This is a genomic window from Streptosporangium sp. NPDC005286 (genome assembly GCF_040607515.1).
Lineage (GTDB): Bacteria > Actinomycetota > Actinomycetes > Streptosporangiales > Streptosporangiaceae > Streptosporangium.
This window is the reverse complement of record NZ_JBEXGU010000022.1, coordinates 26026-52172: the sequence shown is the minus strand read 5'-3', so window position 1 is coordinate 52172 and position 26147 is coordinate 26026. Positions and strand designations below refer to the sequence as shown.

Below are 26147 nucleotides of genomic sequence, written 5' to 3'. Positions count from 1 at the left end.
GTGCTCCGCTCAGGGGCGGCGGTTCTCCGGTTTCTTACGTCCGCTCTTGTGCATGTTTGAGCCCATAATTGCCGTATGAGAATTACCGTCATCGAGCACGAGGCGGATGCGGGCCTCGGGTTCCTCGCCGAATGGCTGTCCGGAGCCGGGGTCGCCTGCGAGGTCGTCCGGCCCTACCTGGGCGAGGCCGTGCCCGAGCGGGCCGCCGGCGGGCTGATCGTCCTCGGCGGCGAGGCGGCGGCCTGGGAGGACGAGCAGTACCCCTGGCTGCCCGCCACCCGAGACCTGATCCGCGGCTGTGTCGAGGCGGGCGTGCCCACCCTGGGGATCTGCCTGGGAGCCCAGCTCATGACGCTCGCCTGCGGTGGCGCCGTCGAGCGCGGAGAGCACGGGCTGGAGGTGGGCGCGACCGAGGTCGTCCCGCTGCCGGCCGCCGGGGCGGACCCGCTGTTCACCGGCCTCGCCCCCGCTCCCGCCATCCAGTACCACCGCGACGCGATCACGCGGCTCCCCGCGGGCGCGGTGCCGCTGGCCACCGGCGACCCCTACCCCAACCAGGCCTACCGGCTGGGGGAGAACGCCTGGGCGGTGCAGTTCCACCCCGAGGCCACCCCGGAGATCTTCGCCGGCTGGACGGCCGGCTCGGCCGACCGCCTGACCGACCTGGGCCACCCGGTCGAGGAGCTCAACACGCAGGTGAAGGAGGCCAGAGAGCGGCTCGTCGCCGCCTGGAGGCCGCTCGCCGAGCGATTCGCCACCGCCGTCCAAACCGCGTGACTGAGCGATTACGTTCCGAATCCGCTAACGACGCCGCACAGTTTCAGGATTAGCCTGTGCGGCGACGCTCCGAATGCCCGAGGTGCGCGCCGAGGCCGACGCGACCGCGAGGGGCGTGCACCTTTGATCGCTCGGGGTAAGGATTGAGGAAGGGCACCCGTGCCTGTGATCGAGGACCATGGAGGGTCGGTGGAGACCGTGCCCCGGATGCAGACGACTGCCGGGCGTCTGGCCAGGCTCGGCTTCGCCGACGGGGCCAGGGCCGAGCGGCTGCTCGACGAATTGGGGCCGGAGGCCTTCGGAGACATCGACCTGTTGACCTCGCTGGTCGCCACGGCCGATCCCGACCTGGCGCTCACCTCGCTGAACCGGCTGGCCGAGCAGGACCCCAGCGTTCTTGGAGCGCTCCGATCGGATTCCGGGCTGCGTGCCCGGTTGCTCGGCGTCTTCGGCGTCAGCGCCGCGCTCGGCGACCATGTCGTCAGGCACCCGGAGCACTGGCGCCTGCTCTGCGGGGTGTCGGCGATGGAGCGCCCGGGTGAGGGGGAGCTCCGCGCGGAGCTGCTGCTCGCGGTCGGCGCCGACCCCGACGACCCCGAGCCGAGGGCCGCCGACGCCTCCACCGCTACCCTCTCGGCGCTGCGCGTCGCCTACCGGGGCCGCCTGCTCCACCTCGCCGCGCGCGACGTCGCCGGGGCCGTCTCGCTGTCGGAGGTGACCGCCGAGCTGTCCGACCTGGCCGGGGCCGCGCTGGAGGCGGGGCTCGCCGTCGCCAGGTCGGAGCACCCGGAGGCGGGGGCGGTGCGGTTGGCCGTCATCGGCATGGGCAAGTGCGGGGCACGCGAGCTCAACTACATCAGCGACGTCGACGTCGTCTTCGTGGCCGAGCCGAGAGAGGGGGCCGACGACTCCCTCGACGAGCACGGGGCCATCAAGCTCGCCACCCGGCTGGCCCAGGGCATGATGCGCGCCTGTTCGACCAGTACCCCGGAGGGGGCGCTGTGGGAGGTCGACGCGGCGCTGCGCCCCGAGGGCAAGGCCGGGCCGCTGGTCCGCACCCTCGCCAGCCACCTGGCCTACTACCGGCGCTGGGCCAAGACGTGGGAGTTCCAGGCACTGCTGAAGGCACGGCCGGTCGCGGGTGACACCGAACTCGGAGAGCAGTACGTCGCCGCGGTGAACGAGATGGTCTGGCAGGCCGCCACCCGGGACAAGTTCGTCGAGGACGTGCAGGCCATGCGCCGCCGGGTGGAGGAGCACGTCCGCGGCGGCGAGGCCGAGCGCCAGCTCAAGCTCGGGCCGGGCGGGCTGCGCGACATCGAGTTCGCGGTGCAGCTGCTCCAGCTCGTCCACGGCCGTCTCGACCCGCTGCTGCGCCGCCGTGCCACGCTTCCCGCGCTCGCCGCCCTCTCCCGCGGCGGCTACGTGGGCAGGGACGATGCCAAGGCCCTCGCCGAGGCGTACACCTTCCTGCGCCAGGTCGAGCACCTCATCCAGCTGCACCGGCTCCGCCGCACGCATGTGGTGCCCGATGGCAACGCCGACCTGCGCCGTCTCGGCAGGAGCCTGGGCATGACCGCCGACCCGGTGGGAGAGTTCACCACCAGGTGGCGGCGGCACGCCATGGAGGCACGGCGCCTGCACGAGAAGCTGTTCTACCGGCCGCTGTTGCAGGCGGTGGCCCGGCTGCCCGAGTCCGAGGACCGGCTCTCCACCGCCGCGGCCAAGGCCCGCCTGGAGGCGCTCGGCTACACCGACCCGGCCGGGGCGCTACGCCACATCAGCGCGCTGACCACGGGTGTCTCCCGCCGTGCCGCGATCCAGCGCACTCTCCTTCCGGTCATGCTCGGCTGGTTCGCCGACGCCCCCGACCCCGACGCCGGCCTGCTCGGCTTCCGTCAGGTCTCCGACAAGCTCGGCTCCACCCCGTGGTACCTGCGACTGCTGCGCGACGAGACCGCGGTGGCCTCGCAGCTGGCCCGGATGCTCGGTACCAGTCGCTACGTGACGGGACTGCTGATGAACGCACCGGAGTCGGTCGCGATGCTCGGCTCGGACACCGAGCTGGCCCCCAGGCCCGCCGAGGCGCTGCTGTCGGAGGCGCGGACCGTGGTCGCCCGCCATCCGGGGGACGCCGAGGGCGCGGTGGCCGCGGTCCGGGGGCTGCGCCGCAGGGAACTGCTCCGCACCGCCGTCGCCGACCTCGCCGGGCTCATCGACATCGAGGAGGTCGGCCAGACGCTGTCCGGGCTCAACGACGTGACGATCCAGGCCGCGCTCGACGCCGCGATCGACAAGGTCGAGATGGAACGCCGCACCCCGCTGGGCACCAGGTTCGCGGTGATCGCTATGGGTCGCCTGGGCGGGATCGAGTCCTCCTACGGCAGTGACGCCGACGTGATGTTCGTGCACTCTCCGCTGGCGGGGATGGCCGAGCGCGAGGCCACCGAGATGGCGTTCGAGGTGGCCAACGAGCTGCGCCGGCTGCTGGCCCTGCCCGCCCCCGACCCGCCGCTGCTCATCGACCCCGGCCTGCGCCCCGAGGGCAAGGCCGGGCCGCTGGTCCGCACCCTGGCCTCGTACGCGGCCTACTACGAGCGGTGGTCCTCGCCGTGGGAGTCGCAGGCGCTGCTGCGCGCCCGCTTCTCCGCCGGGGACACCGAGCTCGGGGTCGGCCTGCTGCACCTGGCCGACCCGCTGCGCTATCCGCCCGAGGGCATCTCCGAGGCGGCCGTGCTGGAGATCCGCAGGCTCAAGGCCCGGATGGAGGCCGAACGGCTCCCACGCGGCACCGATCCCGCCCTGCACACCAAGCTCGGCCCCGGCGGGCTGTCCGACGTGGAGTGGGTGGCCCAGCTCATCCAGCTCCGCCACGCCGGGCGCCTCCCGGCGCTGCGGACCACCCGCACCCTGGAGGCCCTGGGCGCGGCGGTCGCCGAGGGCCTGCTCGCGGAGGCCGACGAGGCGATGCTCGCCGAGGCATGGCGGTTCGCCTCCCGCATCCGCGACGCCATCGTCGTGGTCCGGGGCCGGGCCTCGGACACGATCCCGGTGGACGTCCGCGAGCGCATGCTCATCGCCCGCGCCCTCGGCTACCCGCCCGACGGTACGGAGGACTTCGTGGACGACTACCGCCGAGCCACCCGCCGGGCCCGCCGGGTCGTGGATCGCGTCTTCTACGAGGGCTGACCGTTCTCGCGGCCGGATGGGACCGGCAGCTGTTCCGGCCACGCGCGAGGAGGCGGCGACCCACCCCCCGGGGTGGAGTGGATGCCTGTCACCCGACCTGGATCGTCACGAAAACCGACCCGTTTTGGTGATCTCGTTGCGCCGCCGGGGGCGGGCGTGTATCAACGGTCCGGGTGATCCTTTTGATATCGGTTTACATTGATCTGGCCATCGGCCTGATCCTGGCCTTCCTGCTCCTGTCGCTCCTGGTGAGCGGGATCAACGAGGCCATCGTCCGGCTGCTCGGGATCCGCAGCAAGTTCCTCTGGGCCTATCTCAGGGACACCCTGGACGGCTCATCAGAGGACGGCAGATCGTGGATCCCGTCGAAGGTGGCCGACGTCTTCGCGAAGCTGCCCTTCTCCGGTAACGATCCGCGCCCGGCGCACAGTCCCGATCCGGCGCCCGCCGTGGTCGAGCCGATGCGGGTCGACTCCGCCACGGTCCTGGCCACCGAGAACGCCGAGGAGAAGGTCTCGGAGGAGATCGCCGAAGGGATCGCCCCGGAGGGCATCGCGGGAAAGACCGCCGAGGAGATCGGATCCGACGAGACGGGCGTCGGTGGGCCCGCAGCCGAGGAGCGCGCGGAGCCGCCCACGCCGGCGGTCGACATGACCGCGCGGCTGTACGAACGGCTCCAGGAGATCGACCACCCCAAGGGCACCCGCACCAGCATCGCGAACATCCCGCCCGAGCGGTTCTCCGGTGCCGTCATGGAGCTGGTCGCCGCGGAGGAGGGTGGGGTCGACGGCCTGCTCGCCAAGCTGGAGGCCATCCGCAGCCCGCTCGCGGGCCATCTCAAGGGCGTCTGGCAGGGTGCCCAGCGGGACGCGCAGAAGTTCCGGCAGGGCGTCGAGGACTGGTTCAACGGGGAGATGCAGCGCCTGTCCACCCTCTACGCCCGCTACGTCAGGTGGGTGGTGTTCGCGCTGGGTCTGGTGCTGACCCTGCTGTTCAGCATGGACGCGCTGGAGTACGGCAAGACCCTGCTGCGCGACAACGCCTACCGCGCCGGGGTGGCCGCCATCGCGGGCGGCGGCGGGGAGGGGTACGCCGCGCTGAAGGACAAGTGCGCGGGAGCAGGGAGCGGTCTCGCCGAGCCGTACCAGTGCGTGACCGAGTCCCTCAGCTCCCCGGCGCTGGTCAAGATCTTCGACCACGCGATCGTGAGCATCACGATCCCGCCCGACGGCTCCGACGATCCTTCATTTCACTGGAACGGCGGAGCCTGGTGGGATCGGCTCGTCACCCCCGGCCACTGGCCGGGTTACCTGCTCACCATGGTGGCGCTGCTGTTCGGCGCCTCGTTCTGGTGGGACGTGCTGCGCCGCCTGACCGGCGTCCGGGGCAACCGTTCCTAGCCCTGGCCGTGCCGCTGTCCGGTGCCCGGGGCGACCGCACCTAGCGGAGCTCGGCCAGCAGCAGGTCGACCTGGGGGAGCGGGTCGGGTCCGAACGGGCGGACCACGACGGTGCGGGCACCCGCCTCCCACAGTGATCTGACCTGGTCGGCGGCCTCCTCGGCGGAACCCGCCGCCATCACCACCTCGTCCGGGGCGACCTTCAGGAACTCGGCGGAACCCTCGGCCAGCGCGGTGACCGTCGCGGCGTCGTCGCCGATGTAGAGGTTGACGAAGACCACCAGCTCGTGATCGCCCCCGCCGGTCAGCGTGAGGGCCTCCTCGATCTTCCCGGAACCGACCCCCTCGGGCAGGATCGTGCCCTGCGCCACCCGTCCCGACAGTTCCAGCGAGCGAGGCCGCAGCACCCCGGCCAGCAGCGGCGGCACGACGGTGGGGGGATGCACCAGGCGCACCCCGTCGAGCCGTACGGCCTTGCCCTCCAGGGTGACCGTCTCACCGCGCAGCAGCTCGCGTACCGCCGTGATCGTCTCCTCCAGCAGTGCCAGCGGGGAGGGCGCGAGTGCGCCCACCTGGCGCATCCAGTCCTGGACGCCGTGCCCGATGCCGGCCGCGAGCCGGCCCGGGTGCAGGCGGGCCAGGTTGCCCAGCTCCATGGCCAGCAGGGCGGGGTTGCGCAGCGGCGCCGGGGTGATCCCGATGCCCACCCGCAGGTGCTCGGTGACGGCGAGCGCGGTGGCCGCCGACGAGATCGCCCCGGTCCAGCCGAGATCCTCCACCACCCAGACGTCGTCCACCTCGGCCGCGTCCAGATGGCGGCAGAAGGGGATGAGCGACTCGGGGGGAAGGTCGCGATCGAACATGACGCCCAGACGCATGTCTCTCCTACGGTTGATATGTCTTTCCCGGTGCGGGATCCCGGGTGTTCCTGCCACGCGGTTTCCGCGGCACCTCATCTTCGCGGCATCCCGCTTTCGAGGCACCTCAGAGGGCTCCCGCGTAGCGGAAGTAGCCGGCGAGGTCGTCGAGGGCCGCGACGCGATCGATCCGCACCTCGGTCCCGGTCCTCCGTGCATTGATCATCTTGCCCTGGCCGACGTAGACGCCGACATGATGGGTGCTGACCTTACGCTTGCCGATCTTGCCGTAGAAGACGAGGTCTCCCGGCCTGGCCACGGCGGCGGGGACCCTCTTGAGCCGCTTCACGTGGTCGTCGGTGTTGCCGGGCCCCAGCACGTCGCGCCCGTAGGTGAGATGGTAGACCCAGCGGGTGAGACCGGAGCAGTCCAGGCCGAGGGTCCGGGTGGCCGGGCAGGGCCGGATCGCCCCCGTGTAGCCCTGGCAGGTGCCGAGGGAGGGGCCAGGCCTCTCGCCGTGACCGCCGCCCCAGGAGTACGGGATCCCGCCGCCCTTCCAGCCGGGTTGGTGCCATCCGGCCTCGATCGCGTACGCGATGGCGGTGATCCGGTTGAGGGCGACCGGAAGGGTCGGCACCGAGGCGCTCAGCAGCAGGAGCATTCCCAGCAGCGCGGCCGCCGCGGCCTGCCGCCGGTGTCCGAGAAGATCGCGAAGTCGGTGAGGGCCGGCCTCTGTCACGTCACCTCGCCAGACTTGTCGATATAGGTCATGACAAGTCTGCCCAACAATCCGGCCCCGTGCTGGGGGCGCCACTCCTGCGGCAACGGCGCCGAAGGAGTGGCGTTGCCAGGTCCGGCTCTATCCGGCCTGGTGGTGGTACGTGACCCTGACCATGCTCGCTCGGCCTTCCTCCGGCGGCCTCAGCCCCCGATCGCGGGCATGCTCTCGGGAACGGTCTCCGCCGCCGCGTCCGGTCTCGGAGTCGTGAGAAGCCCCACCAGGTGGTCCGCGATCGCGGAGATGGTGGGCTGCTGCCACAGCAGGGTCGCGGGGAGACGGCAGCCGAAGCGCTTCTCCAGGCGCCGCCGGACCATGACGGTCATCACCGAGTCCAGCCCCTGCTCGACAAGGGGACGCCGGGTCGCCAGGTCCTCGGGGGCCAGCCTCATCACGGCCGCGATCTCCGCGCGGATCTCGGGCAGGACGCGCTCGCGCAGGTCCTCGGGCGCCAGGCCGGAGAACGCCTCCGCGGGCCCCCGGAGATCCTCCTCGGCCGAGGCGGGCGCGTCGATCACCGGATAGCGGAGTCCCGTAAGGTGTCCCACCACCCGGCCGTCCACATCGGCCAGGAGCGCCCGAACGGTGTCGTCGGCGGCCGGGTCCACGGCCGCGTTGATGATCACCGTCGAGGGTGGCGTGCCGGTCAGCACCATCTCGTCGATGTGCACGACCATGCGCAGCACCGGATCGCCGGGGAACACGCAGGGCGCCACGGACATCGCCGCGTCCAGCGCCGGCGCCCAGCTCCCCGGTTCCTCGGTGCGGACCGTGGCCCGCAGCACGCCGTCTCCGCTCAGCAGCGTCTCAATCGTCCAGTCGAAGCCCGTCGAGGGCACGCCGACGGTGGCCAGCCGCTTGTGCACGAACCCGGGATCGATCGGGGTGAGAGCGCCGGCGTCCGGCAGCACGTCGGGTTTCACCTGGCCCGGAGCAGCCACGTCCGCGGTGACGTGCACCAGCCAGGCGGGTTCGGGCTCGTCGGGGCCGGCCGGTGTACGGGCCGCGAGCCGCACCACTGGAGGCTCGTGCACGACCTGGATCTGCCTGCGTTCCGCGGTCATCAGCGGATGCATCATCTCCACGTCGGTGAGCGTGACGTCCTCGTCCTCGACCGCGTGCAGGAACGTGTTGACCAGCACGGCGGCGGGCACGATCTCGACTCCGTTGAGGGCGTGGCTGCCCGGGTAGGGCCGGTTGGCGTCCTCCAAGCTGGTCCGCCACACCCGGGTCCGGCTGCCCGCGAGGCTGGTCCCGGCTCCGAGCAGGGCGTGGGAGTGCACGTCGTGCCCTCGGTTGTCGTCCTCGGTGTACGCTTCGCGCCAGTGGCGGCGGTGCTGCCAGGCGTACGGCGGCAGATCGGCCAGGCCGCCGGACGGCTGCAGCCGGCTCCAGTCCACATCGACGCCGTGACAGTGCGCCGTGCCCAGCGCGATGAGGAAGGTCGGCGACTCCGGCTGGTTCCGGCGCAGTGACGTGCCGACGAACACGTCCTCGAACCCGTTCTCCGAGAGCGTCTCGGTCACTGAGTGCGCGACCACGGGGTGGGGGGAGATCTCCAGGAACACGCGGTAGCCGTCCTGCGCCGCGGCCGTCGTCGCCGCGGCCAGCCGCACGGGGTCCCGGAGGTTCGCCGCCCAGTACGCGCTGTCCAGGACGGGCGTCGACCGGGGGTCCGCCAGCGCGGTCGTGTACATGGGGATGCGAGGCGCCCCGAACGAGAGATCGGCGGTGGCGGCGGCCAGTTCGACGGCCAGCGGCTCCATGTGCGGGCTGTGGAAGGCGACATCCGACGCCACCCGCCGCACCACGATGCCCTCGGCCGGCCACTCGTTCACCACCGCCTCGACCGCGGCGACGTCGCCGGACAGCACGGTGGAGCCGGGTGCCGACGAGATCGCGGCCACCAGGTCGGTACGGCCGGCCAGCCTCTCCGCCGCCTCCTCGAAGGACAAGTCGACCATCACCATGGCCCCCTTGCCCTCGGCCTGGCGCAGCAGCCGGGAGCGGCGGCAGATCAGGCGGGCACCGTCGGCGACGGTCATCGCGCCGGCCGTCACCGCCGCCGCGATCTCGCCGACGGAGTGGCCGATGACGGCCTTCGGAGCGACCCCGTACGCGTTCCAGAGCCTGGCGAGGCCCAGCTGCATCACGAAGATCATGGTTTGCACGCGGTCGATGGTGTCGAGATCGCCGTCGGCCAGGACCTGCCGGGGAGAGAAGCCGATCTCCTCGACGAAGATCGGCTCCACCTCGTCGACCAGGGACGCGAACTCCGGCACGGCGAGCAGCTCCCGCCCCATCCCGCGCCACTGGCAGCCCTGCCCGGAGAAGACCCAGACCGGCCCGGGACCGAGCTCGGGCAGCACGTCACCGGTGAGGACGGCCTCGGCCGGCACGTCCTCCGCGAGCCTGCGCAGGTTGGCCGCCAGTTCGTCCCCGTCCGCCCCGATCACGACGGCGCGACGGGCCAGATGGGTGCGCCGGAGCGCCAGCGTGTGCCCCGCCGACGCCAGGTCGAGCCCCTTCCCGAGGTGATCGGCGAGCTTGCCCGCGTACTGCCGCAGAGCCTGCTCCGACGCGGCCGACAGCGGGAACAGCCGCTCCCCGGTTCCCTCGCCCCGGGGCGCCTCCTGGGCCGGAGGAGCCTGCTCGAGCACGATGTGCGCGACCGTGCCGCCGTACCCGAAGCTGGAGACGCCCGCCCGGCGGGGGTGGTCGCGCTCCGGCCAGGCTGATCGTTCGGTCACCACGCGGAGACCCGAGGCCTCCCACGGGATGGCCGGGTTCAGGGTGGTCAGCACGCTCGGGGGGATCTCACCGCGGTCGAGGGCGAGCACCGCCTTGATGACGCCGGCGATGCCGGCGGCGCCTTCGAGGTGACCGATGTTGGACTTGACCGAGCCGATGAGGCACGGGTCGCCGGGGGACCGCCGCGTGCCGTACACGGAGGAGAGCGCCCCCGCCTCGAGCGGGTCGCCAAGCCGGGTCCCGGTGCCGTGCGCCTCGATGTAGTCGACGGTGGACGGCGCGACGCCCGCCTGCCGGCAGGCCCGGATCATCACGTGTTCCTGAGCCTCCCCGCACGGCGCCATGATGCCGTTGGTGTGCCCGTCCTGGTTCACGGCGCTGCCGATGACGAGCGCGAGGATCCGGTCACCGTCGCGCTGCGCGTCGGACAGCCGCTTGAGCACGACCACGCCGCAGCCCTCGCCGCGTCCGTAGCCGTCGGCCGACGCGTCGAACGACTTGGACCGCCCGTCAGGGGCCAGGGCCCCGGCTGTGCCGAGCGTGACGGTCTGGCCCGGGGTGACCAGCAGGTTGACGCCGCCGGCGAGGGCGATGTCGCTCTCGCCGAGCCGCAGGCTCTGCGCGGCCAGGTGCAGCGCGACCAGCGACGCCGAGCAGGCGGTGTCGATCGCCATGCTGGGTCCGCGCAGGTCCAGGGAGTAGGAGATGCGATTGGCGACGGCGCAGGTCGCGGCGCCGATCCCGGTCCACGCCTCGATCTGGGGCAGGTCCTCCAGGAGGCGGCTTCCGTAGTCGTTGGTGCAGACCCCGACGAACACCCCGGCGTCGCCGCCGGCCAGCTCGTGCGGCGGCAGGCCGGCGTTCTCCAGGGCCTCCCACGCGGTCTCCATCAGGATCCGCTGCTGCGGGTCCATCAGCTCGGCCTCGCGGGGCGACAGGCCGAAGAACTCAGCGTCGAAGCCCTCGATGTCGCTCAGGAAGCTGCCGTGACGCACGGCGTCGCGCAGCGCGGCGGCGTATTCGGGGCTCCGGTTCTCATACCGGCGCCAGCGTTCGGCGGGCAGTGGCCGGGTCGTGTTCCGGCCGGCGCGCAGCAGGTCCCAGAACTCGTCCGGTGAGCGGACGTCGCCGGGAAGGCGGCATCCGATCCCGACCACCGCCACTGGTTCCACCCGGACTCCGCGCGGACTGTCGACCATCTGCGTTCGTTTCCCTTCGATTCAGGCCCATTGAGGATTTTCGATGATCTTGATCACGGCGCTGGAGACGGTCACTCCCGGCCCGGTGCCGAGCATCAGCATGTGGTCGCCGGGGCCCAGCTGCCCGGTCATGAGCAGGCGGTCGAGGGAAAGGACCTGGTCGCTGGCCCCGCAGTGGCCGATGGTGCGGCCGTAGTCCCAGGTCGAGCGGGACATGGGCAGGTCGAGCATGGCCATGCACCGCTGTTCGACGATCTCTTCGGAGTAGTTCATGAACGCCACCCGGGCGAGAGCGCGGGCCTCGATCCCGCTCTCGGCCAGCGCGCGCTCGACGACCTCCATCAACGCCCGCTGGATCTTGAACAGCGCCGCGGTGGCCTCGCCCTTGGGCATGACCTGCTGCCGGAACTGCTCGTTCCTGGCCGCGAAGCTCATCCGGCGCCCGACCGTGACGCCCGGGGGGAACAGGGGTTCGCTGCCCCGGTGCAGTTCCTCGGCCTCGGTCACCGTCGTCGTGCAGACCGACATCAGGCGCGCGAAACCTGTCTCCTTGGTGAGCACGAGCGCGCTGGCGGCGTCCCCGCCGATGTAGCCGGGGCCCATCCGCCACCGGTCCATCAGCGGGGTGCCGTAATTGTCGGCGGCGACCAGCAAGGCGGCCTGCCGGCCGGGAGCGGCGTCCAGGTAGCCGGCCGCGAGTTCCAGGGCGATGAACATCCCGTTGCAGCCCTGCCGGATCTCGGTGGCCAGGGCGTCCCCGCCGACGAGATGACGCTGCAGGTAGGAGTGCGGGGGCCAGCCGTCCGGTCCCTGGTGCCACGTCGAGGCGTACAGGAGGAGATCCAGGTCGGCCGGCGCCCGCCCGCTGCGCTTGAGCGCGCTCCGCGCCGCGTGCAGGGCCATCTCCGGAGCCGGTACGTCACCGGCCACCGCCGCCCCGGCCAGGTTGTGCAGCTCGGCCTCTTCGGCCGGGTACCAGCCTTTGGCGACGGCTTTCTCGACGCTGACGACGGTCCGGGGGAGGAAGGCTCCCACTCCGCTGATGTACGTGTCCGCCCACTGCATGACTCTGCCCTTGCCCCGGCTAAACGGATTCGAGTTCTCTGACCATCGCCACGATGGTCACGACGTCCCGGAAGTTCTCGGGGTCGAGCTTCGCGGCGGGGATCGGGACGCCGACGTCCCTCCGGAGGAAGTTCAGCAACCGCGCCGTCCGCAGGGAGTCCAGGAGACCCGACACGAGGAGCGGGGTCGTCTCGTCGACCTTGATGTCGTCGCCGTCCAGGACGAGGTTCTCCTGGATGAAGTCGACCAGCCTTCGCGTGAGCTCGGTCATGCGCGTGCCCCTCCCGTGACGGGAGAGGTGGAGAGGACCCTGAACGCCGCCGCGGCGACGGACGTTCCGGAGCCGAACCCGACCATGAGCAGGTGATCGCCGGCCACCAGCCCGCCGGTCGCGATCAGATGCTCGAAGGCGATGAACTGGTCCACCGCGCCGCAGTGGCCCACGCGCCTCCCGTAGTCCCAGGTCGTCTGATCTTCGTCGATGCCCAGCCAGGACATCTGCCCGTCCAGGTCCTCGCGGCGGCCGTGCGGCAACGCCACCCGCGTGATGTCGGCAAGTCCGATCCCGGCCTCATCCAGGGTCTGTTCGACCTGCTGCATCATCGTTTTCTGGATCGTCAGGTGGATCCCGGTTCCCTGCGCTTTGAGCAGCCGCTGGCGGAATTCCTCGTGCCGGTCTCCGAAGCTCAGCCCTCTGCCGATGGTGGCGTCCGGGGGAAACAGGGGGTAGGCGCCGTCGTTGACCGCGTCGGCCTCCGGGATCACCGTCACGTTCACCGACAGGAGCTCGGCCATGCCGTACCCCTTGCCGAGGATGAGCGCGGCCGCGGCGTCGCCGATCAGCGCCCCGGGGGTCATCCGCCAGCGGTCCACCAGCGGGGTGCCGTGGTTGTCCGAGGAGACGACCATGGCCGTCTCCCGGCCCGCGTCGGCCTGCAGATAGCTCGCCGCCAGTTCGAGCGAGCTGATCATCCCCACGCAGCCGCTCCGGATCTCGAACGCCGGCACGTTCCCGCCGAGGAGGTGCGTCTGCAGGTAGTGCTGGGGCTGCCAGCCGTTCGGGCCCTGGTGCCAGACCGACGGGTAGAGCAGAAGGTCGAGATCGCGCGGGGAGGACTCACCCCAGCGGTCGTACGCGTCCAGGACCGCGAGCCGCGCCATCTCGGGCGCGGGCATGTCGCCGGCCACCGCCGCGCCGATCTGCTGGAACCTCTCGACCTCCTCGTCCGGGTACCAGCCCTCACGAACCGCCTGCTCGACGCTCACACTGTCAGGCACATAGACGCCGAGGCTCCTGACAAACATGTTGGATGTACGCACACGTCCCCTAACTCATAGATGATCCCGGACAACGGCCTTCAGGCAGCGGAAGGCGGTTTATCCGATTTATTTCGGGTCCCGGGATATCAAGCGACCCCCGGCGGGTCAATGAAAACAACGGGAAATAGGCCGGCGAGCCGTCCGGGGCAAGAATAGGGGCGGACCATCGGATAAAGCAATATGAACGCAAGCGGCCAGGTCGGCGACATTCCGTGATCAAGATCCAACGGAACGTGTTGAATTTTGGAAATGCGCCTTTCCGTTCCAGGCCGCGATTTCTCCGAATGTAATGGTTTGGAATCCGGACGACGAGAGAACGGTGCCGGGCCGTCGCCATTCGGCTCAGGCCCGGCGCGTCGTATCAGGCGGGCACTCTCGTGCAGACGATGTTGTTGAGTTTGAACTGGGCTGGAATATCGTTCGTCCCGGTGGCGGTCGCCGAGAAGCCGAGGCTCTGACTGGAGCCGGGGCCGATGTGGGAGTTGTGGCCGGCGTCGCGGGCGGTCACCTGGGCGCCGGCCTGGGTCACCGTGGCGTTCCAGGCGGTCGTGATCTGCTGGTTGCCCGACCAGGTCCACGTCACGGTCCAGCCGTCGATGGAGGTCGTGCCGGTGTTCCTGATGGTCACGCTGCCGTTGAAAGCGCCGTTCCAGACGCCGGTGGCGTAGGCGACCTCGCAGGAGGTGCCCATCTTGAGCCCGCCGCGCAGGAAGGTCGCGAAGTTGGCCCAGGTGGGGTTCAACGTGCCGGTGCCGACGGTCTCGGCGCAGCCGGTGGTGGTACGGACGGTCTGCATGCCGTACTGGGCGGGGTCCATGATCTGGGGCATCATGTGATCCGCTCCGGGTACCGAGACGAACGTGGCGTTGCCGCACTGAGCCTTGATCCTGTTGTAGAGCAGGACGCTCTGCCCGTGCGGTACCAGGAAGTCGGCCTGGCCGTGCAGGAACATCAGCGGGGGGTCGTTGCTGTCGACGTAGGTCATCGGATTGGCCTGGGCCACTTGGGCCGGGCAGGTCTGGATCGGGCAGCCGACCAGGAGGGATTCCGGGGAGGCGGGAGAGTTGTGGTCAAGCCCGCCGGTCGGCAGGTTCTGTGCGTTCATCTGCAGGAAGTCGGTCGGGCTGTAGAAGGCGAGTCCTGCCTGCACGGCGCTGGAGACGCCGGTCGTGCCGACGGTGCCCTCCAGCGCCGCCACGCCGCCGGACAGGGTGGCCATCTCCGTCAGCCAGCCGCCCGAGGAGTCGCCCATGATCGCGAAGCGATTGGGGTCGAGCTGGTACGTGGCGGCGTTCGCACGCAGCCAGCGGACGGCCGCCTTGATGTCGTGCACCTGGGCCGGGAAAATCGCTTGAGCGCTGGACCGGACGCTGACGCCGGCCACGGCGAAGCCCAGAGGGTTGAAGATGGCCGCGATCGCGTCCGCGCCGGTCTTGCCGTCGTCGCTCGTCCACGCCGAGCCACTGTGCCAGATCAGCAGCGGCCGGGGCGTGATGCCGGTGGACGGCAGGTAGAGGTCCAGCAGATGCCCCCTGCTCCCGGCCGGTTGTGCGGGCGCGTAAGCGACGTCAGTGATCACCTGCGTGGCGTGAGCCGGCGGCGCGAAGGCTGCTGACACACCGACGGCGGCCAGCACGGTCATCGCCATGCCGACAATCATGGCCGTGCGGATTCGAGCTTGCATGGTGCGACTCCGGTTGGTCGGATGATCGCCGCTTCCCCGGTGACCGTCCGTGTCTTCTCCTGTGCCGGGGCAGCCGCGATCAGCACGCCGACCGTAGCGCCTGCGAGAACAACGTCCTGCTCGAGTGTCGCGGCTTACATCGATATGGGCGGGGAGACGATATGACACGCAAGTGACGATGGTCAAAGTTTTCGGTACATCGTTCCAATCGAACAGGAAGGGCGGCGTAAATCGTACTTTATAGATCACATAGTGCGAAGACAGTCCAGATCATCCATGGCATGCACAGGCAGTCGGATACGCACCTGCGAGGTCTTTCGAGGGCGCCACGTCTGGAATTGGACAGCAGCTGGAACCCTCCGAGAACAGGCGACTCGGGAAGCGATGCCGGCTTTACCGACGGTAAACACCCGTGAAACATGCGCCACCCCACGACAACGCTGTGAAAGTTTCAGCTCCTTCCCGCGACTGATTTGGACGTGACGATCTTCCTGGCGCGTGGTTAGTGATAATGTCCACCGTCATGATCTCCCCAGTCACAGGAGGACGAATGCGAAAGGTACGCGCTGTTCTCGTCTCGGCCGTCATGGTCTTCGGAGTGTCGCTGACGATCGGTGCCACCCCGGCGCACGCCGAGAGGCTGGCCGGCGTCTTCAGGGACTACTCGGAGTGCGAGCGGATCGGAACCCAGGGCATCACCCAGGGCTGGTGGGACGGCTATTCATGCGAGTGGGAGGGCCGGTACCGCTATTACTTCCTCTACGCGTGACCCGGTGAAACGCACGCACCCCCGGCTCTGAGAGGTCGAACCGGGGGCGCGTGCCCATGATCCGTGGGTTATGGGTTCGAGTCCCGCCCGCCCTACCACGCCGACCTGCGGCTTTACGCGGACCTGTAGCTGATCGTGAGTCACGGTAAGCCACATGTGAGTCACGCCCCTGCCCGAGCCTTGCCGATCTTCCGGTTGGTCGCCCGCACCGCCTTCAGCACCGGCCGGGCGGCGGCTCGGGCGCCGGCAGCGGGCGCGTCGCCGTACGGCACAGCCGTCGCCCCGGCGCCGAGGTGATCGTCTACACCCGCGCCGAGTGGCAGGCATTCGTCGACGGCGTCAAGAATGGCGAATTCGACTTCTCCCCCAGGTAAAAGGGCACGGCCTCCGGCGGGCGTTCACGACCGTGCGCCGGCCGTCCTGGTCTGTCAGTGGCGACGCCACCTCTGCCGAGCGCGTGGACGAGACGGTCGTCAAGCCCCGGCCGATTCACCGGTGGGCGTCGCGTAGTGACGGCGCGGACGCCGGTTGGTCGGCAGATGGACTTCGCGCAGGAACGGCGGAAGCAGCCAGGGACGTCGCCCCCAGGCAGTGATCTTGCCGGTGAGCACGGCCTTCGGGCGGCTGACGCGGCCGAAGAGCATCAGGTTCAGCGTCGGTGGGTCGAAGGCGACGTGGACGTCGGCGCGAGGCGAGGACTCCTCCACCGACACCCGGCCGTCCTGCAGTACCAGCGTCGCCGGGGTGGTGTACCGGGAGTGGAACCGGACCGCGATGCGCCCGGACCGTTTGGGCCCGGCCGTGTCCATCAGCCGCCCGTGATCCTCGCGGATCATCCCGATGAGGAACAGGTCGAAGAACAGCGCGGCCTCGCGCGGCGGTATTGTCCACGACACGCGTCCGCTCCGGGCGATGTCCCAGCCGTGCAGGTGCATCTCGTTGACCAGATGGGCCAACACCCCAGCGAGCGGAACGTGGGCCTCGCCGAGCCAGGGGATGAGCGTCGCCGGGTCCAGATGCTCGGTCACGCGCAGGATCTCGCCGATGTCGGCACGTAGCCGCCGGTCCAGCTCGGCCGGGTCGCGCTCGGAGTAGGACCTCAGCGCGAGGTCGTTGATGTCGGCCACGGTGTCCACGTTGGTGGACGCGATCGGCGCGGCGAGCTCGGGCATCGGGTGTGGGGCGCCGTCCTGGCGCACGATGGCGGTGTAGAGGTAGGCGATGGACGCGACGTGCGCGCCGGTCTCGGCGACGGTCCAGTCGCGCGTCGCCATCGTCTGAGGCGGGACGGAGGTCAGCAGGCGGGCGAATCGGTCGCAGGCCTGCTCCAGCGTCGCACGAACGGTTCGCCACTGATGGTTCGGTCTGGACACGGCTTTTGTCCCCCTCATCCGGATCACGATCACGCTAGCACCGGGCTCCGCGGCATGGTTCTTCCCCCGTGCGTTCCTCGCTTTGTCCGGCAGGGCCTGCGTCACCGCAGGTGAATCCACCCCCGGCCAGGCCACCTCGCGCGGGGACGAACCACGACGCGGCCGACTACGGCGAGAGCGGCGCCTTCACCCTGGGCGTGAAAGCACGTACGGCCTGTCCTGGTGGCCTCCCGCACGGACGCTCTGACGGTGGCGGGCCACTCCGCGGCGTCGGCGCTGACCGGCGGCTTCCGGCTGGCCTTCGTCGTCGGCGCCGGGCTCGTCGCCACTGCGATCGTGCCGGCCGTCGTAATCCTGCGCAGGCCCGCGGCGGTGGCCGAGCCGCAGGCCGCCGAGCCGGCGAACACCGCCGCCTAACGCCACCGCAACCAAGGAGTTGACCGGAGTGGCGGTGATCGCTCACGCTGCGCCTGAAGCATACCGATCCGCATTCTCCAAGGAGCGTTCATGGCGCACATCACACTGGGCAACGATCACCCGGGCATCTCCGGCCTGTTCCACTACCGGCCGCAGACCGCGCGACCGATGAGCGAGCTGGCCGAGGTGCTCTTACGCGGCGACAACTCGCTGTCCCGAGGTGAGCGGGAGCTGATCGCGGCCTACGTGTCCGCGCAGAACGACTGCCGGTTCTGCTTCTCCTCGCACGCCGCGTTCGCCGAGGCGCAACTGCCGGAGGGCACGGCCCCGGTCGAGGACATCTGCGCCAATCCGGCGGCCGCCTCCATCTCCGACAAGATGAAGGCGCTGCTGGACATCGCGGGAGCCGTACGGCAGGGCGGAAAGATGGTCACCGACCAGCAGGTGGCCGCGGCCAGGGCTGTGGGAGCCTCCGACATGGAGATCCACGACGCGATCCTGATCGCGGCCGCCTTCTGCATGTTCAACCGGTATGTGGACGGCCTGGCCGCGTTCACCCCGGACGACCCTGCCGACTACAAGGTCATGGCCGACCGCATCGTCGAGGCCGGCTATCTGCGCGCGCTACCCGACCCGCGAAGCTGACCGAAGGCTCCGAGACGGTCAGATGCCGACGTGGTCGGCGGTGCCGGTGACCGTCCCGGGCGAGGAGTCGCCCGCGAAGCCGAAACGCCGGTAACCGTCACGAGAAGCCGTGACCGTCGCCTTCAGGTTGCCGGACGGGTTGGTCTTCACCGTCTTCACCATGGCCGTGGGTACTGGACTTCCGGGACACGAGGACCCCGGGGCCACGTTGCGGATTTACACGCACCCCATGCCGCCGGAGGAGAAGCACATGCGAAAGGCCATCGAGCGTGCCCTCCGGGGAGAGACGGTCGACGGCCTTTCGCGAGACGCCTGGGTGTCCTGACCGGCGTTTACTCAGGTCAGAAGCCAGTGGCTCAGACGTCGTAGTAGAGCTCGAACTCGTGCGGGTGGGGGCGCAGGCGGATCGGGTCGATCTCGTTCTCCCGCTTGTAGGAGATCCAGGTCTCGATCAGGTCCGGCGTGAACACGCCGCCCTCCAGCAGGTACTCGTGGTCGGCCTCCAGGGCCGCGAGCACGTCCGTCAGCGAGCCGGGGACCTGCGGGATGTTACGGGCCTCCTCGGGGGGAAGCTCGTAGAGGTCCTTGTCGACCGGCTCGACCGGCTCGATCTTGTTGCGGATGCCGTCGATGCCGGCCATGAGCTGGGCGGCGAAGGCGAAGTACGGGTTGCACGACGGGTCCGGGACGCGGAACTCGATGCGCTTGGCCTTCGGGTTGGAGCCCGTGATCGGGATGCGGATGCACGCCGAGCGGTTGCGCTGGGAGTAGACCAGGTTGACCGGGGCCTCGTAGCCGGGCACCAGGCGGTGGTAGGAGTTCACCGTCGGGTTGGTGAAGGCCAGCAGCGACGGGGCGTGCTTGAGCAGGCCGCCGATGTAGTAGCGGGCGGTGTCGGACAGGCCCGCGTAGCCGACCTCGTCGTAGAAGAGCGGCGCGCCGTCCTTCCAGAGCGACTGGTGGCAGTGCATGCCGGAGCCGTTGTCACCGAAGATCGGCTTGGGCATGAAGGTGACCGTGTGGCCGTGCTCCAGGGCCGTGCTCTTGACGATGTACTTGTACAGCATCAGGGTGTCGGCGGCCTTGAGCAGCGTGTTGAACCGGAAGTCGATCTCCGCCTGGCCGGCCGTGCCCACCTCGTGGTGCTGCATCTCGACATCGATGCCCGCGTCGATGAGGCGGCGCACCATCTCCGAGCGCAGGTCGGTGAAGTGGTCCATCGGCGGGACCGGGAAGTAGCCGCCCTTGAAGCGCGGCTTGTAACCGAGGTTGCCGCCGTCCTGGGCCTTGCCGCTGTTCCAGGCGCCCTCGATCGAGTCGATGTAGTAGTAACTCGCGTGCGCGTTGGTCTCGAACCGCACGTCGTCGAAGATGTAGAACTCGGCCTCGGGGCCGAAGTAGACGGTGTCGGCGATGCCGGTGCCCTTCAGGTACTCCTCCGCCTTGCGGGCGACGTTGCGCGGGTCGCGGCTGTAGGCCTCGCCCGTCAGCGGGTCGTGCACGAAGAAGTTGATGTTGAGCGTCTTGTGCTGCCGGAACGGGTCGAGCACGGCCGTGGACGGGTCGGGCAGCAGCAGCATGTCCGACTCGTGGATGGCCTGGAAACCGCGGATCGACGAGCCGTCGAACATGAGACCGTCGGTGAAGACGCCGGCTCCGAAGTTCTCCGAAGGGAACGTGAAGTGGTGCGTCGTCCCCGGCAGGTCGGTGAACCTGACATCAACGAACTGCACCCCTTCGTCCTTGATGAACTTCAGGACGTCGTCGGCGGAGTTGAACACGCGAACCTCCCATGGGGCACGGGCTATCAGACCGAAAGTATGCCTGCGCCGTTACCGCCCCGTGTCTCGTTTGTTTCACTCGTGTTAAGCGAAAGTCGCCTTCACGCTAGTTCTCGGACCCCGCCTGGGCGGGTATACCGAGCCTTCCTTTGCCCGGTTTTGCCGGATTTTCACGTGTTCGACTTCAGCACCCTGCACCCATCCGAGGACTCGTCCTCAAGCGAGTAGGGGTCCACGGGCGGGCCGCTGGTTTTCACTTCGTCGGGGGGCGAGTCCGGATAGGACGGGTGGATGTAGGTGTCTTCGACGTCGCACCGGGCCGGGGCGGACCCACCGGTGTTCCAGTTCTCGACCCAGAAGCGCAGCCGGCCGTCCTGGCGCCACACGTCCAGCTTACCGATGTTGTGCACGACGAGCCTGGTCAGGGTGTCCGGCCGGCCCGGCCGCTGGATCGCGTACACGAACAGATAGTTGACCTTGACCTGGACGCCCCTGAGACCGTTCTCCTTGAAGGTCGTCAGCCGGGTCCTGCCGTGGACCTTGAAGGTCTCGCTGACGAGTTCGGCGCTCTTCGGGGCCAGGCTGGCCACCCAGGTCCGGCTCTCGTACGCGTTCTTCCTGTAGGGGTGCTTGAGTCCCTTGACGAACGGTGCGCGCTGCTCGGGGTCCAGCAGCCGGATCAGCTTGTTCGGTCTGCCGCCCAGCAGCACTTTCCGGTCCAGGTGCGAGGCCACCAGGAGCTCTTTCGCGTGCCGCACGGCCGCGGCAACCTCCTTGCGGCTCAGCCCGCCGATCGCCCTGGGCTCCGGCATGACCAGTCCCTTTACACCGTTGGCGTACTTCTGGGCCGGTGAGCCGTCGAAGGGGGAGACCTTCACCGACTCCACCGGGGCCGGCTCGGCGCTCCGCCCAGCCGTCGGATCGGCGGACGGGTCGATGCCGAAGTCCGCGAGGACAGCGGCGCGGACCTGCTCGACGGCTTCGGGCCGGTAGACGACGAATCCCCCGGCCGCCGCCACCAGGACGGCCACCGCGACCGCGGCCCACCGCCGCCTGCGGCGACGCCTGAGGCGGGGCTGCCGTGCCCACTCCTGTTCGGCGATCTTGGTCATCCGCTTGCGTTCCCGCACGCTGATCTGAGCCGTGAGCGTCTTGAACCGCTCGTCGATGTCGTCGTTGTCAGGCACGGGGGCTCCGGGGGGAATGTGCTTGTTGAGATGCCGACACATATGATCTATGGCTTTCGCCCTGTCTCGCCAGCCGGTCCGGGCGAGTACGGGGGCGGTACCCGGGGCGGCTACCGTTGGGGCATGAGCAGCAAGCAGCCGCGTTGGACCCAGACCTGGCTCGGTGGCGTCAGGTCGGCCGGAGTCGACCTCGGTTATCCGGGGGAGCGGCTCGGGCTGCCCGCGGAGGGCAGCGGCTCGGTGGCCGGATTCGGCCGCAGGCTCGGCGCCATCGTGGTCGACTGGCTGATCTGCACCTGGGCCATCACCCAGGGGCTCCTGCGGATCGACCCCACTCATTCGGCCTGGGTCCCGATCCTGGTCCTGGCCGCCGAATACCTCCTGCTGGTGGGCACCATGGGGATGACCTTCGGGATGCGCCTGTTCGGCATCAGGGTCGCCGCGCTCGGCGGCGGCCGCCCCGGGTTCGTCTCCGTGCTGGTACGGACCGTTCTGCTCTGCCTGGCCCTGCCCGCCCTCATCTGGGACCGCGACCAGCGGGGCCTGCACGACCGCGCGGCGAACACCGTGGCCGTACGCCTCTGAGGCGTCCCCACGCCCGCAGCCGATTCCTTTTCCCTCCGGCGGCCGTCATAACGGTGGGCGCCCGCGCCGGGCGGGCCGCGGTATGGGAGAGATGTCGTTGTGATCAAGGAAGAGGCGGATCCGGAGGAGAGCGCGGTCCTGGCCGCCGCGCTGGCGGGTGACGAGCCGGCGTTCGGCACGCTCGTCGAGAGGTACCGGCGGGAGCTGCGGGTGCACTGCTACCGGATGCTCGGCTCCTTCGAGGAGTCGGAGGACCTGGTGCAGGAGACGTTCCTGCGCGCCTGGCGCAAGCGGGAGAGCTTCCAGGGGCGCTCGACCTTCAGGGCCTGGCTCTACCGGATCGCGACCAACGCCTGCCTGGACTTCCTCGACCGCCACCCGCGCCGCCCACGCCCGCGTGAAGCGCCGGTGCTGGCCACTCCAGGCGTGTCCGCACCGTCGCCGACCGAGGTCTTCTGGTTGGGCCCGTACCCGGACCGGCTCCTGGAGCCGCCCGCCCCCGTCGGCGCCGAGCCGGACGCCGAGGTGGTCGCCAAGGAGACGATCGAGCTGGCGTTCCTGGTCGCCATCCAGCACCTGCCTCCCCGGCAGCGGGTGGTGCTGATCCTGCGCGATGTGCTCGGCTGGCCGGCGCAGGAGGCCGCCGCGCTGCTGGAGGTGAGCGTCGCGGCGGTGAAGAGCGCCCTGCAGCGGGCCCGGTCGACGATGCGGGAGCACCTGCCCGCACAGCGCCTGGAGTGGGCGCCCTCCTCGGATCCGACCGAGGAGGAACGCGCGGCGCTGCGACGCTACATGGACGCCGTCGAGCAGGCGGATCCCGAGGTCCTGGCCGGGGTGCTGCGCGCGGACGCCTGGCAGGCGATGCCGCCGGCCCCGATCTGGATCCTGGGCGGGGAGGCGATCGTCGAGGCGTGGCGCCCGGCGATGATCGGCCCCGAGGCGTGGGGTGACTGGCGCGTCCTGCCCACCCGCGCCAACCGGCAACCCGCCGCGGCGGCCTACCTCAGGCGTCCGGGCGAGTCCGAGTACCAGGGTTCGTGGCTCGGCGTCCTGCGGGTCGAGGGCGGGCTGGTGACCCAGATCACCACCTTCGGCGCCGAGGTCTTCCCGGCGTTCGGCCTCCCCTCGACGCTGTGACGGGCACCGGCGAGGACCCGCCCCCCTCCTTGGCCGGGCGGTTCGGACCGTCGTTCCGGGTACGGACGGTCGTCGTCGAGCCCGGCGGCTCGCTGGACCGGGCCGGAGCCGAATGGCGGGACGCGATCGTCCTGCTTGAGCGCGGACGGATCGAGCTCGTCTGCTCCGACGGTGATCGCCTGGCCTTCCGGTGCGGCGACGTGCTGTGGCTGGACGGGCTGCCGGTGCGAGCCCTGCACAATCCGGGGCGGGAACCCGCCGTCCTGCTCGCGATCTCCCGGAGGCCCGGGCGCCGCTGAGTCCCGGGCTCGGACTTCCGAGAACCAACTTCCCGGAGCGATTCCTTTTGCCGCCTCCGGCCGTCGTAACGGTCACACGCTGGATCACGGAAGGGAAGATCATGAACGATATGCAGAAGCGGGTCCAGGAGGCGGCCGACAGGCTCGTGGAGTCCGGGACCGAGCGGGGCCTGCAGGTCGCCGTGTACCGGCACGGCGAACTGGTGGTCGACGTCGTCGCGGGTGTCGCCGACCCGGCCACCGGGCGTCCCGTCACGCCGGACACGCCGTTCTACAGCGCCTCGACCGGCAAGGGCGTCACCTCGACCGTGGTGCACGTGCTCGTGGAGCGGGGCGTTCTCGGCTACGACACGCCGATCGCCGAGCTGTGGCCTGAGTTCGGCGCCCATGGCAAGGAACGTGCGACGGTGCGGCACGCCCTGACCCACTCGACGGGCGTGCCCGGCGTGCCCGCCGGGACCACGCCCGAGGACCTGTGCGACTGGGACGGGATGTGCGCGGCGATCGCCGATGCCAAGCCCTGGTGGGAGCCGGGCACCAGGACCGGCTACCACCCCCAGTCGTTCGGTTACCTCATCGGGGAGATCGTCCGCCGGAGCACCGGCAGGCCGATCTCGCAGGTCCTGCGGGAGGAGGTCGCCGGGCCGCTCGGGGTGGCCGGTGAGCTGTTCTTCGGCGTCCCGGAATCCGAGCTGGGCAGGCTGGCCCGGCTGGAGGACGCGCCGAGCGACTTCGAGATGTCCGCGGAGATGTTCGCCGACATACCGTTCTTCAGGGTGGTGGACGGCTACACGGCGGCGCCGATGGCGGCGATGCCGGATGCCGGTTTCGGCAACCGCGCCGACGTGCTGACCTCCGACATCCCGGCGGGCGGCACCATGTCCGCCCGTGCCGTGGCCCGCATGTACGCCGCCCTGCTGGGCGAGGTGGACGGCGTCAGGCTCGTCTCGCCGGAACGGCTGCGAGAGATCACCGAGGTGGCGATCACCGGGGTGGACGAGGTCACCGGCACTCCGGTCACCAGATCCCTCGGGTACGCCATCGGCGCCACCGAACTGCTCGACGCCCCCACCCTGTTCGGGATGGCGGGCAGCGGTGGCTCGGCCGCCTACGCCGACACGGCCACCGGGATCGCGATCGCCATGACCAAGAACCTGGTCTCCGGCGGTGACTTCGGCACCTTCGACGAGATCGGCCGGATCGTCATGAACGCCGGCCGCTAGGCCCGCGTTCCCGGCCGGTCCGGGACGACCGCCCGCAGCATTGGCTCTCACCTGGCAGCCGACCTGTGACGATCTCCGGCGTGCGGGAAAGGAGGCCGGGGTGCCATCCGTGTCGCGGGCACACGGGTGCCGCCCCGGCCGCCGGGTGCGCGTCTACCGGGCGCAGGTGAAGATCGCGGTGCCGGGCAGGTGGCGGCCGCGCAGCGGGCTCCAGCCGCCCCACTCGCGGTCGTGGCCCGGCGGCCACTCGGGCTCGGTCAGGTGCCGCAGCACCAGCCCGGAGGCGGTGATGAGGTGGACCCAGTCGGCCATCGTGCGATGGTGCTCGACGTAGGACGGACGCCCGTCCTCGCCGATCTCCACATACGCGGAGCGGTCGAAGTAGGAGCGGTCGGAGGTCAGCCCGGCGGGACCGGGGTCGTCGGGGAAGGCCCAGCGGACGGGGTGGCTCACCGAGAAGACCAGGCGGCCCCCGGGGCGCAGCACCCGGCGGACCTCGGCGAGGACGGCTCCGGCGTCGGCCACGAACGGCAGCGCGCCGTAGGCCGAGCAGGCCAGGTCGAACGCCCCGTCGGCGAAGGGCAGGACCTCGGCGTCCGCCTGGACCACGGGGAGCGCGGCGCCCGCGTCCAGGTCGATCCGGCGCGAATGCTGAAGCTGGCGGAAGGACAGGTCGAAGGCGGCGACCCTGGCGCCCTGGCCGGCCAGCCAGCGTCCGCACTGCCCGGCACCGCAGCCGATCTCCAGCACGTCCTTGCCCGCGACATCGCCCAGTAGACGGGCGTCGGCCTCGTCCAGCCCCTCGGGACACCAGACGAACCCGGAGTCGCGCAGGAACTCCCCGTGCTCGGCCTGGTACTCGTCGGCGGCGCCGTCCCACCAGCCGCGGTTGGCCCGGGAGGTGGCCGCGGCGTCCACCCGGTGGCGGCCCACCCCGGCGGAGCCCATCAGCGCATCTTCGGGCGGGGCATCTTCGCGCCGCGCGGCAGCGGGCCCTTGGGCATCGGCAGCGTCTGCGGCAGGGCCTTCAGCCGGTTGTTGATCTCGTACAGGGCGGGCTTCTTGAGGTTGCGGGGCAGCTTCATCAGGTGCCGCTGCAGCTTGGCCAGCGGGATCTGCCCCTCGCCGTCACCGGACTGGATGTCGTAGACGGGCACGTCCAGCGCGACTCGCTGGACGCGCTTCTTCTCGGCGACCAGCATCTTCTGCACCCGGCTGCCCGGCCCCTCCGAGACCAGGATGATGCCTGGGTAGCCGACCACGCGGTGCACGATGTCCTGGTCGCGGGTGACCGCGACGGCCGGGGTGACCTCCCAGTTGCCGCGCATGCCCTGCAGGATCGCGGCGGCGGCGCCGACCTGCCCGTGCAGCATGGAGTACTGCGCCTTCTGGGCGAGCTGGCCGAACACCACCAGCCCGACGGTCAGGGCCAGCAGGATCCCGATGAAGAGCAGGTACCAGAACCAGCCCGTGACCAGGCCGATCACCACGAACAGCGCGAGCGTGCCCAGCGCCGAGGCGTAGACGATCGGCATCCCCTTGGGGTTGGCCTCCTTGATGATCTTCGCGATCATACGGAGTTGCTTGATGCGCCCCGGGCGCTCTGAGTCTTCGGGCTTCTTGGCCATGTTCTGAAGGATACAAATCCATGGCTCAAGAAGTGAAAACGTGACCTGCCCGGTGCCGGTTCCGGCACCGGGGCCCAAGGCCGC

At 70.2% G+C, this 26147-nt stretch carries 23 protein-coding genes and 1 pseudogene; 11 read left to right on the top strand and 13 right to left on the bottom strand.

The features are described from left to right. Positions 1-75: 75 nt before the first annotated feature. The 3 genes from ABZU75_RS11425 (at position 76) to ABZU75_RS11415 (ending at position 5366) form a co-directional block, all read left to right on the top strand. A complete protein-coding gene (locus ABZU75_RS11425; protein ID WP_355552179.1) occupies positions 76-777 on the top strand; it encodes a type 1 glutamine amidotransferase in 702 nt (233 codons plus the stop codon). A 207-nt stretch (positions 778-984) separates the two neighbouring features. Further along, positions 985-3966 (top strand): bifunctional [glutamine synthetase] adenylyltransferase/[glutamine synthetase]-adenylyl-L-tyrosine phosphorylase, encoded by a 2982-nt coding sequence (locus ABZU75_RS11420; protein ID WP_355552247.1) that lies wholly within the window; start codon positions 985-987, stop codon positions 3964-3966. A gap of 173 nt (positions 3967-4139) precedes the next feature. Continuing rightward, positions 4140-5366 (top strand): hypothetical protein, encoded by a 1227-nt coding sequence (locus tag ABZU75_RS11415; protein ID WP_355552176.1) that lies wholly within the window; start codon positions 4140-4142, stop codon positions 5364-5366. 40 nt (positions 5367-5406) lie between these two features. Here the strand turns inward: ABZU75_RS11415 and ABZU75_RS11410 are convergent, their stop codons facing one another. The 7 genes from ABZU75_RS11410 to ABZU75_RS11380 form a co-directional block, all read right to left on the bottom strand. Continuing rightward, complete coding sequence (locus ABZU75_RS11410; protein ID WP_355552173.1) at positions 5407-6243, bottom strand: LLM class flavin-dependent oxidoreductase; 837 nt, start codon at positions 6241-6243, stop codon at positions 5407-5409. 106 nt (positions 6244-6349) lie between these two features. Next, positions 6350-6961 (bottom strand): NlpC/P60 family protein, encoded by a 612-nt coding sequence (locus ABZU75_RS11405; RefSeq protein ID WP_355552170.1) that lies wholly within the window; start codon positions 6959-6961, stop codon positions 6350-6352. 182 nt (positions 6962-7143) lie between these two features. After that, the gene (locus ABZU75_RS11400) at positions 7144-10923 is read right to left on the bottom strand and encodes a beta-ketoacyl synthase N-terminal-like domain-containing protein (RefSeq protein WP_355552167.1); all 3780 of its coding nucleotides are present in this window, start codon (positions 10921-10923) and stop codon (positions 7144-7146) included. Between the two features lie 48 nt (positions 10924-10971). Then, the gene (locus ABZU75_RS11395; protein ID WP_355552164.1) at positions 10972-12015 is read right to left on the bottom strand and encodes a ketoacyl-ACP synthase III family protein; all 1044 of its coding nucleotides are present in this window, start codon (positions 12013-12015) and stop codon (positions 10972-10974) included. Between the two features lie 19 nt (positions 12016-12034). Continuing rightward, positions 12035-12286, bottom strand: a complete 252-nt coding sequence (locus tag ABZU75_RS11390) for an acyl carrier protein (protein WP_355552161.1) — start codon at positions 12284-12286, stop codon at positions 12035-12037. Further along, complete coding sequence (locus tag ABZU75_RS11385; RefSeq protein WP_355552158.1) at positions 12283-13293, bottom strand: ketoacyl-ACP synthase III family protein; 1011 nt, start codon at positions 13291-13293, stop codon at positions 12283-12285. The genes ABZU75_RS11390 and ABZU75_RS11385 overlap by 4 nt, the downstream gene beginning before the upstream one ends. Before the next feature lie 403 nt (positions 13294-13696). Next, positions 13697-14983 (bottom strand): cellulose binding domain-containing protein, encoded by a 1287-nt coding sequence (locus ABZU75_RS11380; RefSeq protein ID WP_355552155.1) that lies wholly within the window; start codon positions 14981-14983, stop codon positions 13697-13699. Positions 14984-15569: 586 nt separating this feature from the next. On the opposite strand from ABZU75_RS11380, the gene ABZU75_RS11375 reads away from it, so the two are divergent. Further along, a complete protein-coding gene (locus tag ABZU75_RS11375) occupies positions 15570-15788 on the top strand; it encodes a hypothetical protein (protein WP_355552152.1) in 219 nt (72 codons plus the stop codon). A gap of 245 nt (positions 15789-16033) precedes the next feature. Beyond that, positions 16034-16162 (top strand): annotated as a pseudogene (locus ABZU75_RS11370) (DUF397 domain-containing protein); the annotation flags it as partial. A gap of 99 nt (positions 16163-16261) precedes the next feature. Here the strand turns inward: ABZU75_RS11370 and ABZU75_RS11365 are convergent. Continuing rightward, positions 16262-17161, bottom strand: a complete 900-nt coding sequence (locus ABZU75_RS11365) for a maleylpyruvate isomerase N-terminal domain-containing protein (RefSeq protein ID WP_355552149.1) — start codon at positions 17159-17161, stop codon at positions 16262-16264. Between the two features lie 222 nt (positions 17162-17383). Here ABZU75_RS11365 and ABZU75_RS11360 point away from each other — a divergent pair, with 222 nt between their 5' ends. Together ABZU75_RS11360 and ABZU75_RS11355 are read left to right on the top strand one after the other, a co-directional pair. Next, the gene (locus tag ABZU75_RS11360; protein WP_355552146.1) at positions 17384-17578 is read left to right on the top strand and encodes a hypothetical protein; all 195 of its coding nucleotides are present in this window, start codon (positions 17384-17386) and stop codon (positions 17576-17578) included. 90 nt (positions 17579-17668) lie between these two features. Continuing rightward, a complete protein-coding gene (locus tag ABZU75_RS11355; RefSeq protein WP_355552143.1) occupies positions 17669-18223 on the top strand; it encodes a peroxidase-related enzyme in 555 nt (184 codons plus the stop codon). 18 nt (positions 18224-18241) lie between these two features. Here the strand turns inward: ABZU75_RS11355 and ABZU75_RS11350 are convergent, their stop codons facing one another. From ABZU75_RS11350 to ABZU75_RS11340, 3 genes are all read right to left on the bottom strand, one after another. Beyond that, positions 18242-18385, bottom strand: coding sequence for a hypothetical protein (locus ABZU75_RS11350; RefSeq protein WP_355552140.1), 144 nt, complete (start codon positions 18383-18385; stop codon positions 18242-18244). 194 nt (positions 18386-18579) lie between these two features. After that, positions 18580-20004 carry a type I glutamate--ammonia ligase gene (glnA, locus tag ABZU75_RS11345; protein ID WP_350927894.1) on the bottom strand — a complete coding sequence of 475 codons (1425 nt, stop codon included), beginning with the start codon at positions 20002-20004 and terminating at the stop codon, positions 18580-18582. Positions 20005-20174: 170 nt separating this feature from the next. Continuing rightward, positions 20175-21191 (bottom strand): hypothetical protein, encoded by a 1017-nt coding sequence (locus ABZU75_RS11340; protein ID WP_355552136.1) that lies wholly within the window; start codon positions 21189-21191, stop codon positions 20175-20177. 123 nt (positions 21192-21314) lie between these two features. Between ABZU75_RS11340 and ABZU75_RS11335 the strand changes: the two genes are divergently transcribed. The 4 genes from ABZU75_RS11335 to ABZU75_RS11320 all read left to right on the top strand — a co-directional run bounded on the left by ABZU75_RS11335 (position 21315) and on the right by ABZU75_RS11320 (position 24435). Continuing rightward, the gene (locus ABZU75_RS11335) at positions 21315-21776 is read left to right on the top strand and encodes an RDD family protein (RefSeq protein ID WP_355552133.1); all 462 of its coding nucleotides are present in this window, start codon (positions 21315-21317) and stop codon (positions 21774-21776) included. Between the two features lie 99 nt (positions 21777-21875). Further along, entirely contained in the window at positions 21876-22913 is a 1038-nt protein-coding gene (locus ABZU75_RS11330) for an RNA polymerase subunit sigma-70 (RefSeq protein ID WP_355552130.1), read from the top strand. Next, on the top strand, positions 22910-23212 hold the full coding sequence (locus ABZU75_RS11325; protein ID WP_355552128.1) for a hypothetical protein: 303 nt from the start codon (positions 22910-22912) through the stop codon (positions 23210-23212). Before ABZU75_RS11330 ends, ABZU75_RS11325 begins: the two co-directional genes overlap by 4 nt. 101 nt (positions 23213-23313) lie before the next feature. Continuing rightward, a complete protein-coding gene (locus ABZU75_RS11320; protein ID WP_355552126.1) occupies positions 23314-24435 on the top strand; it encodes a serine hydrolase domain-containing protein in 1122 nt (373 codons plus the stop codon). A gap of 153 nt (positions 24436-24588) precedes the next feature. Here ABZU75_RS11320 and ABZU75_RS11315 read toward each other — a convergent pair whose 3' ends face one another. Both ABZU75_RS11315 and ABZU75_RS11310 read right to left on the bottom strand, forming a co-directional pair. Beyond that, positions 24589-25383, bottom strand: a complete 795-nt coding sequence (locus tag ABZU75_RS11315; RefSeq protein WP_350927882.1) for a class I SAM-dependent methyltransferase — start codon at positions 25381-25383, stop codon at positions 24589-24591. Beyond that, complete coding sequence (locus ABZU75_RS11310; RefSeq protein ID WP_355552123.1) at positions 25383-26063, bottom strand: DUF4191 domain-containing protein; 681 nt, start codon at positions 26061-26063, stop codon at positions 25383-25385. The genes ABZU75_RS11315 and ABZU75_RS11310 overlap by 1 nt, the downstream gene beginning before the upstream one ends. Between the last annotated feature and the right edge of the window lie 84 nt (positions 26064-26147).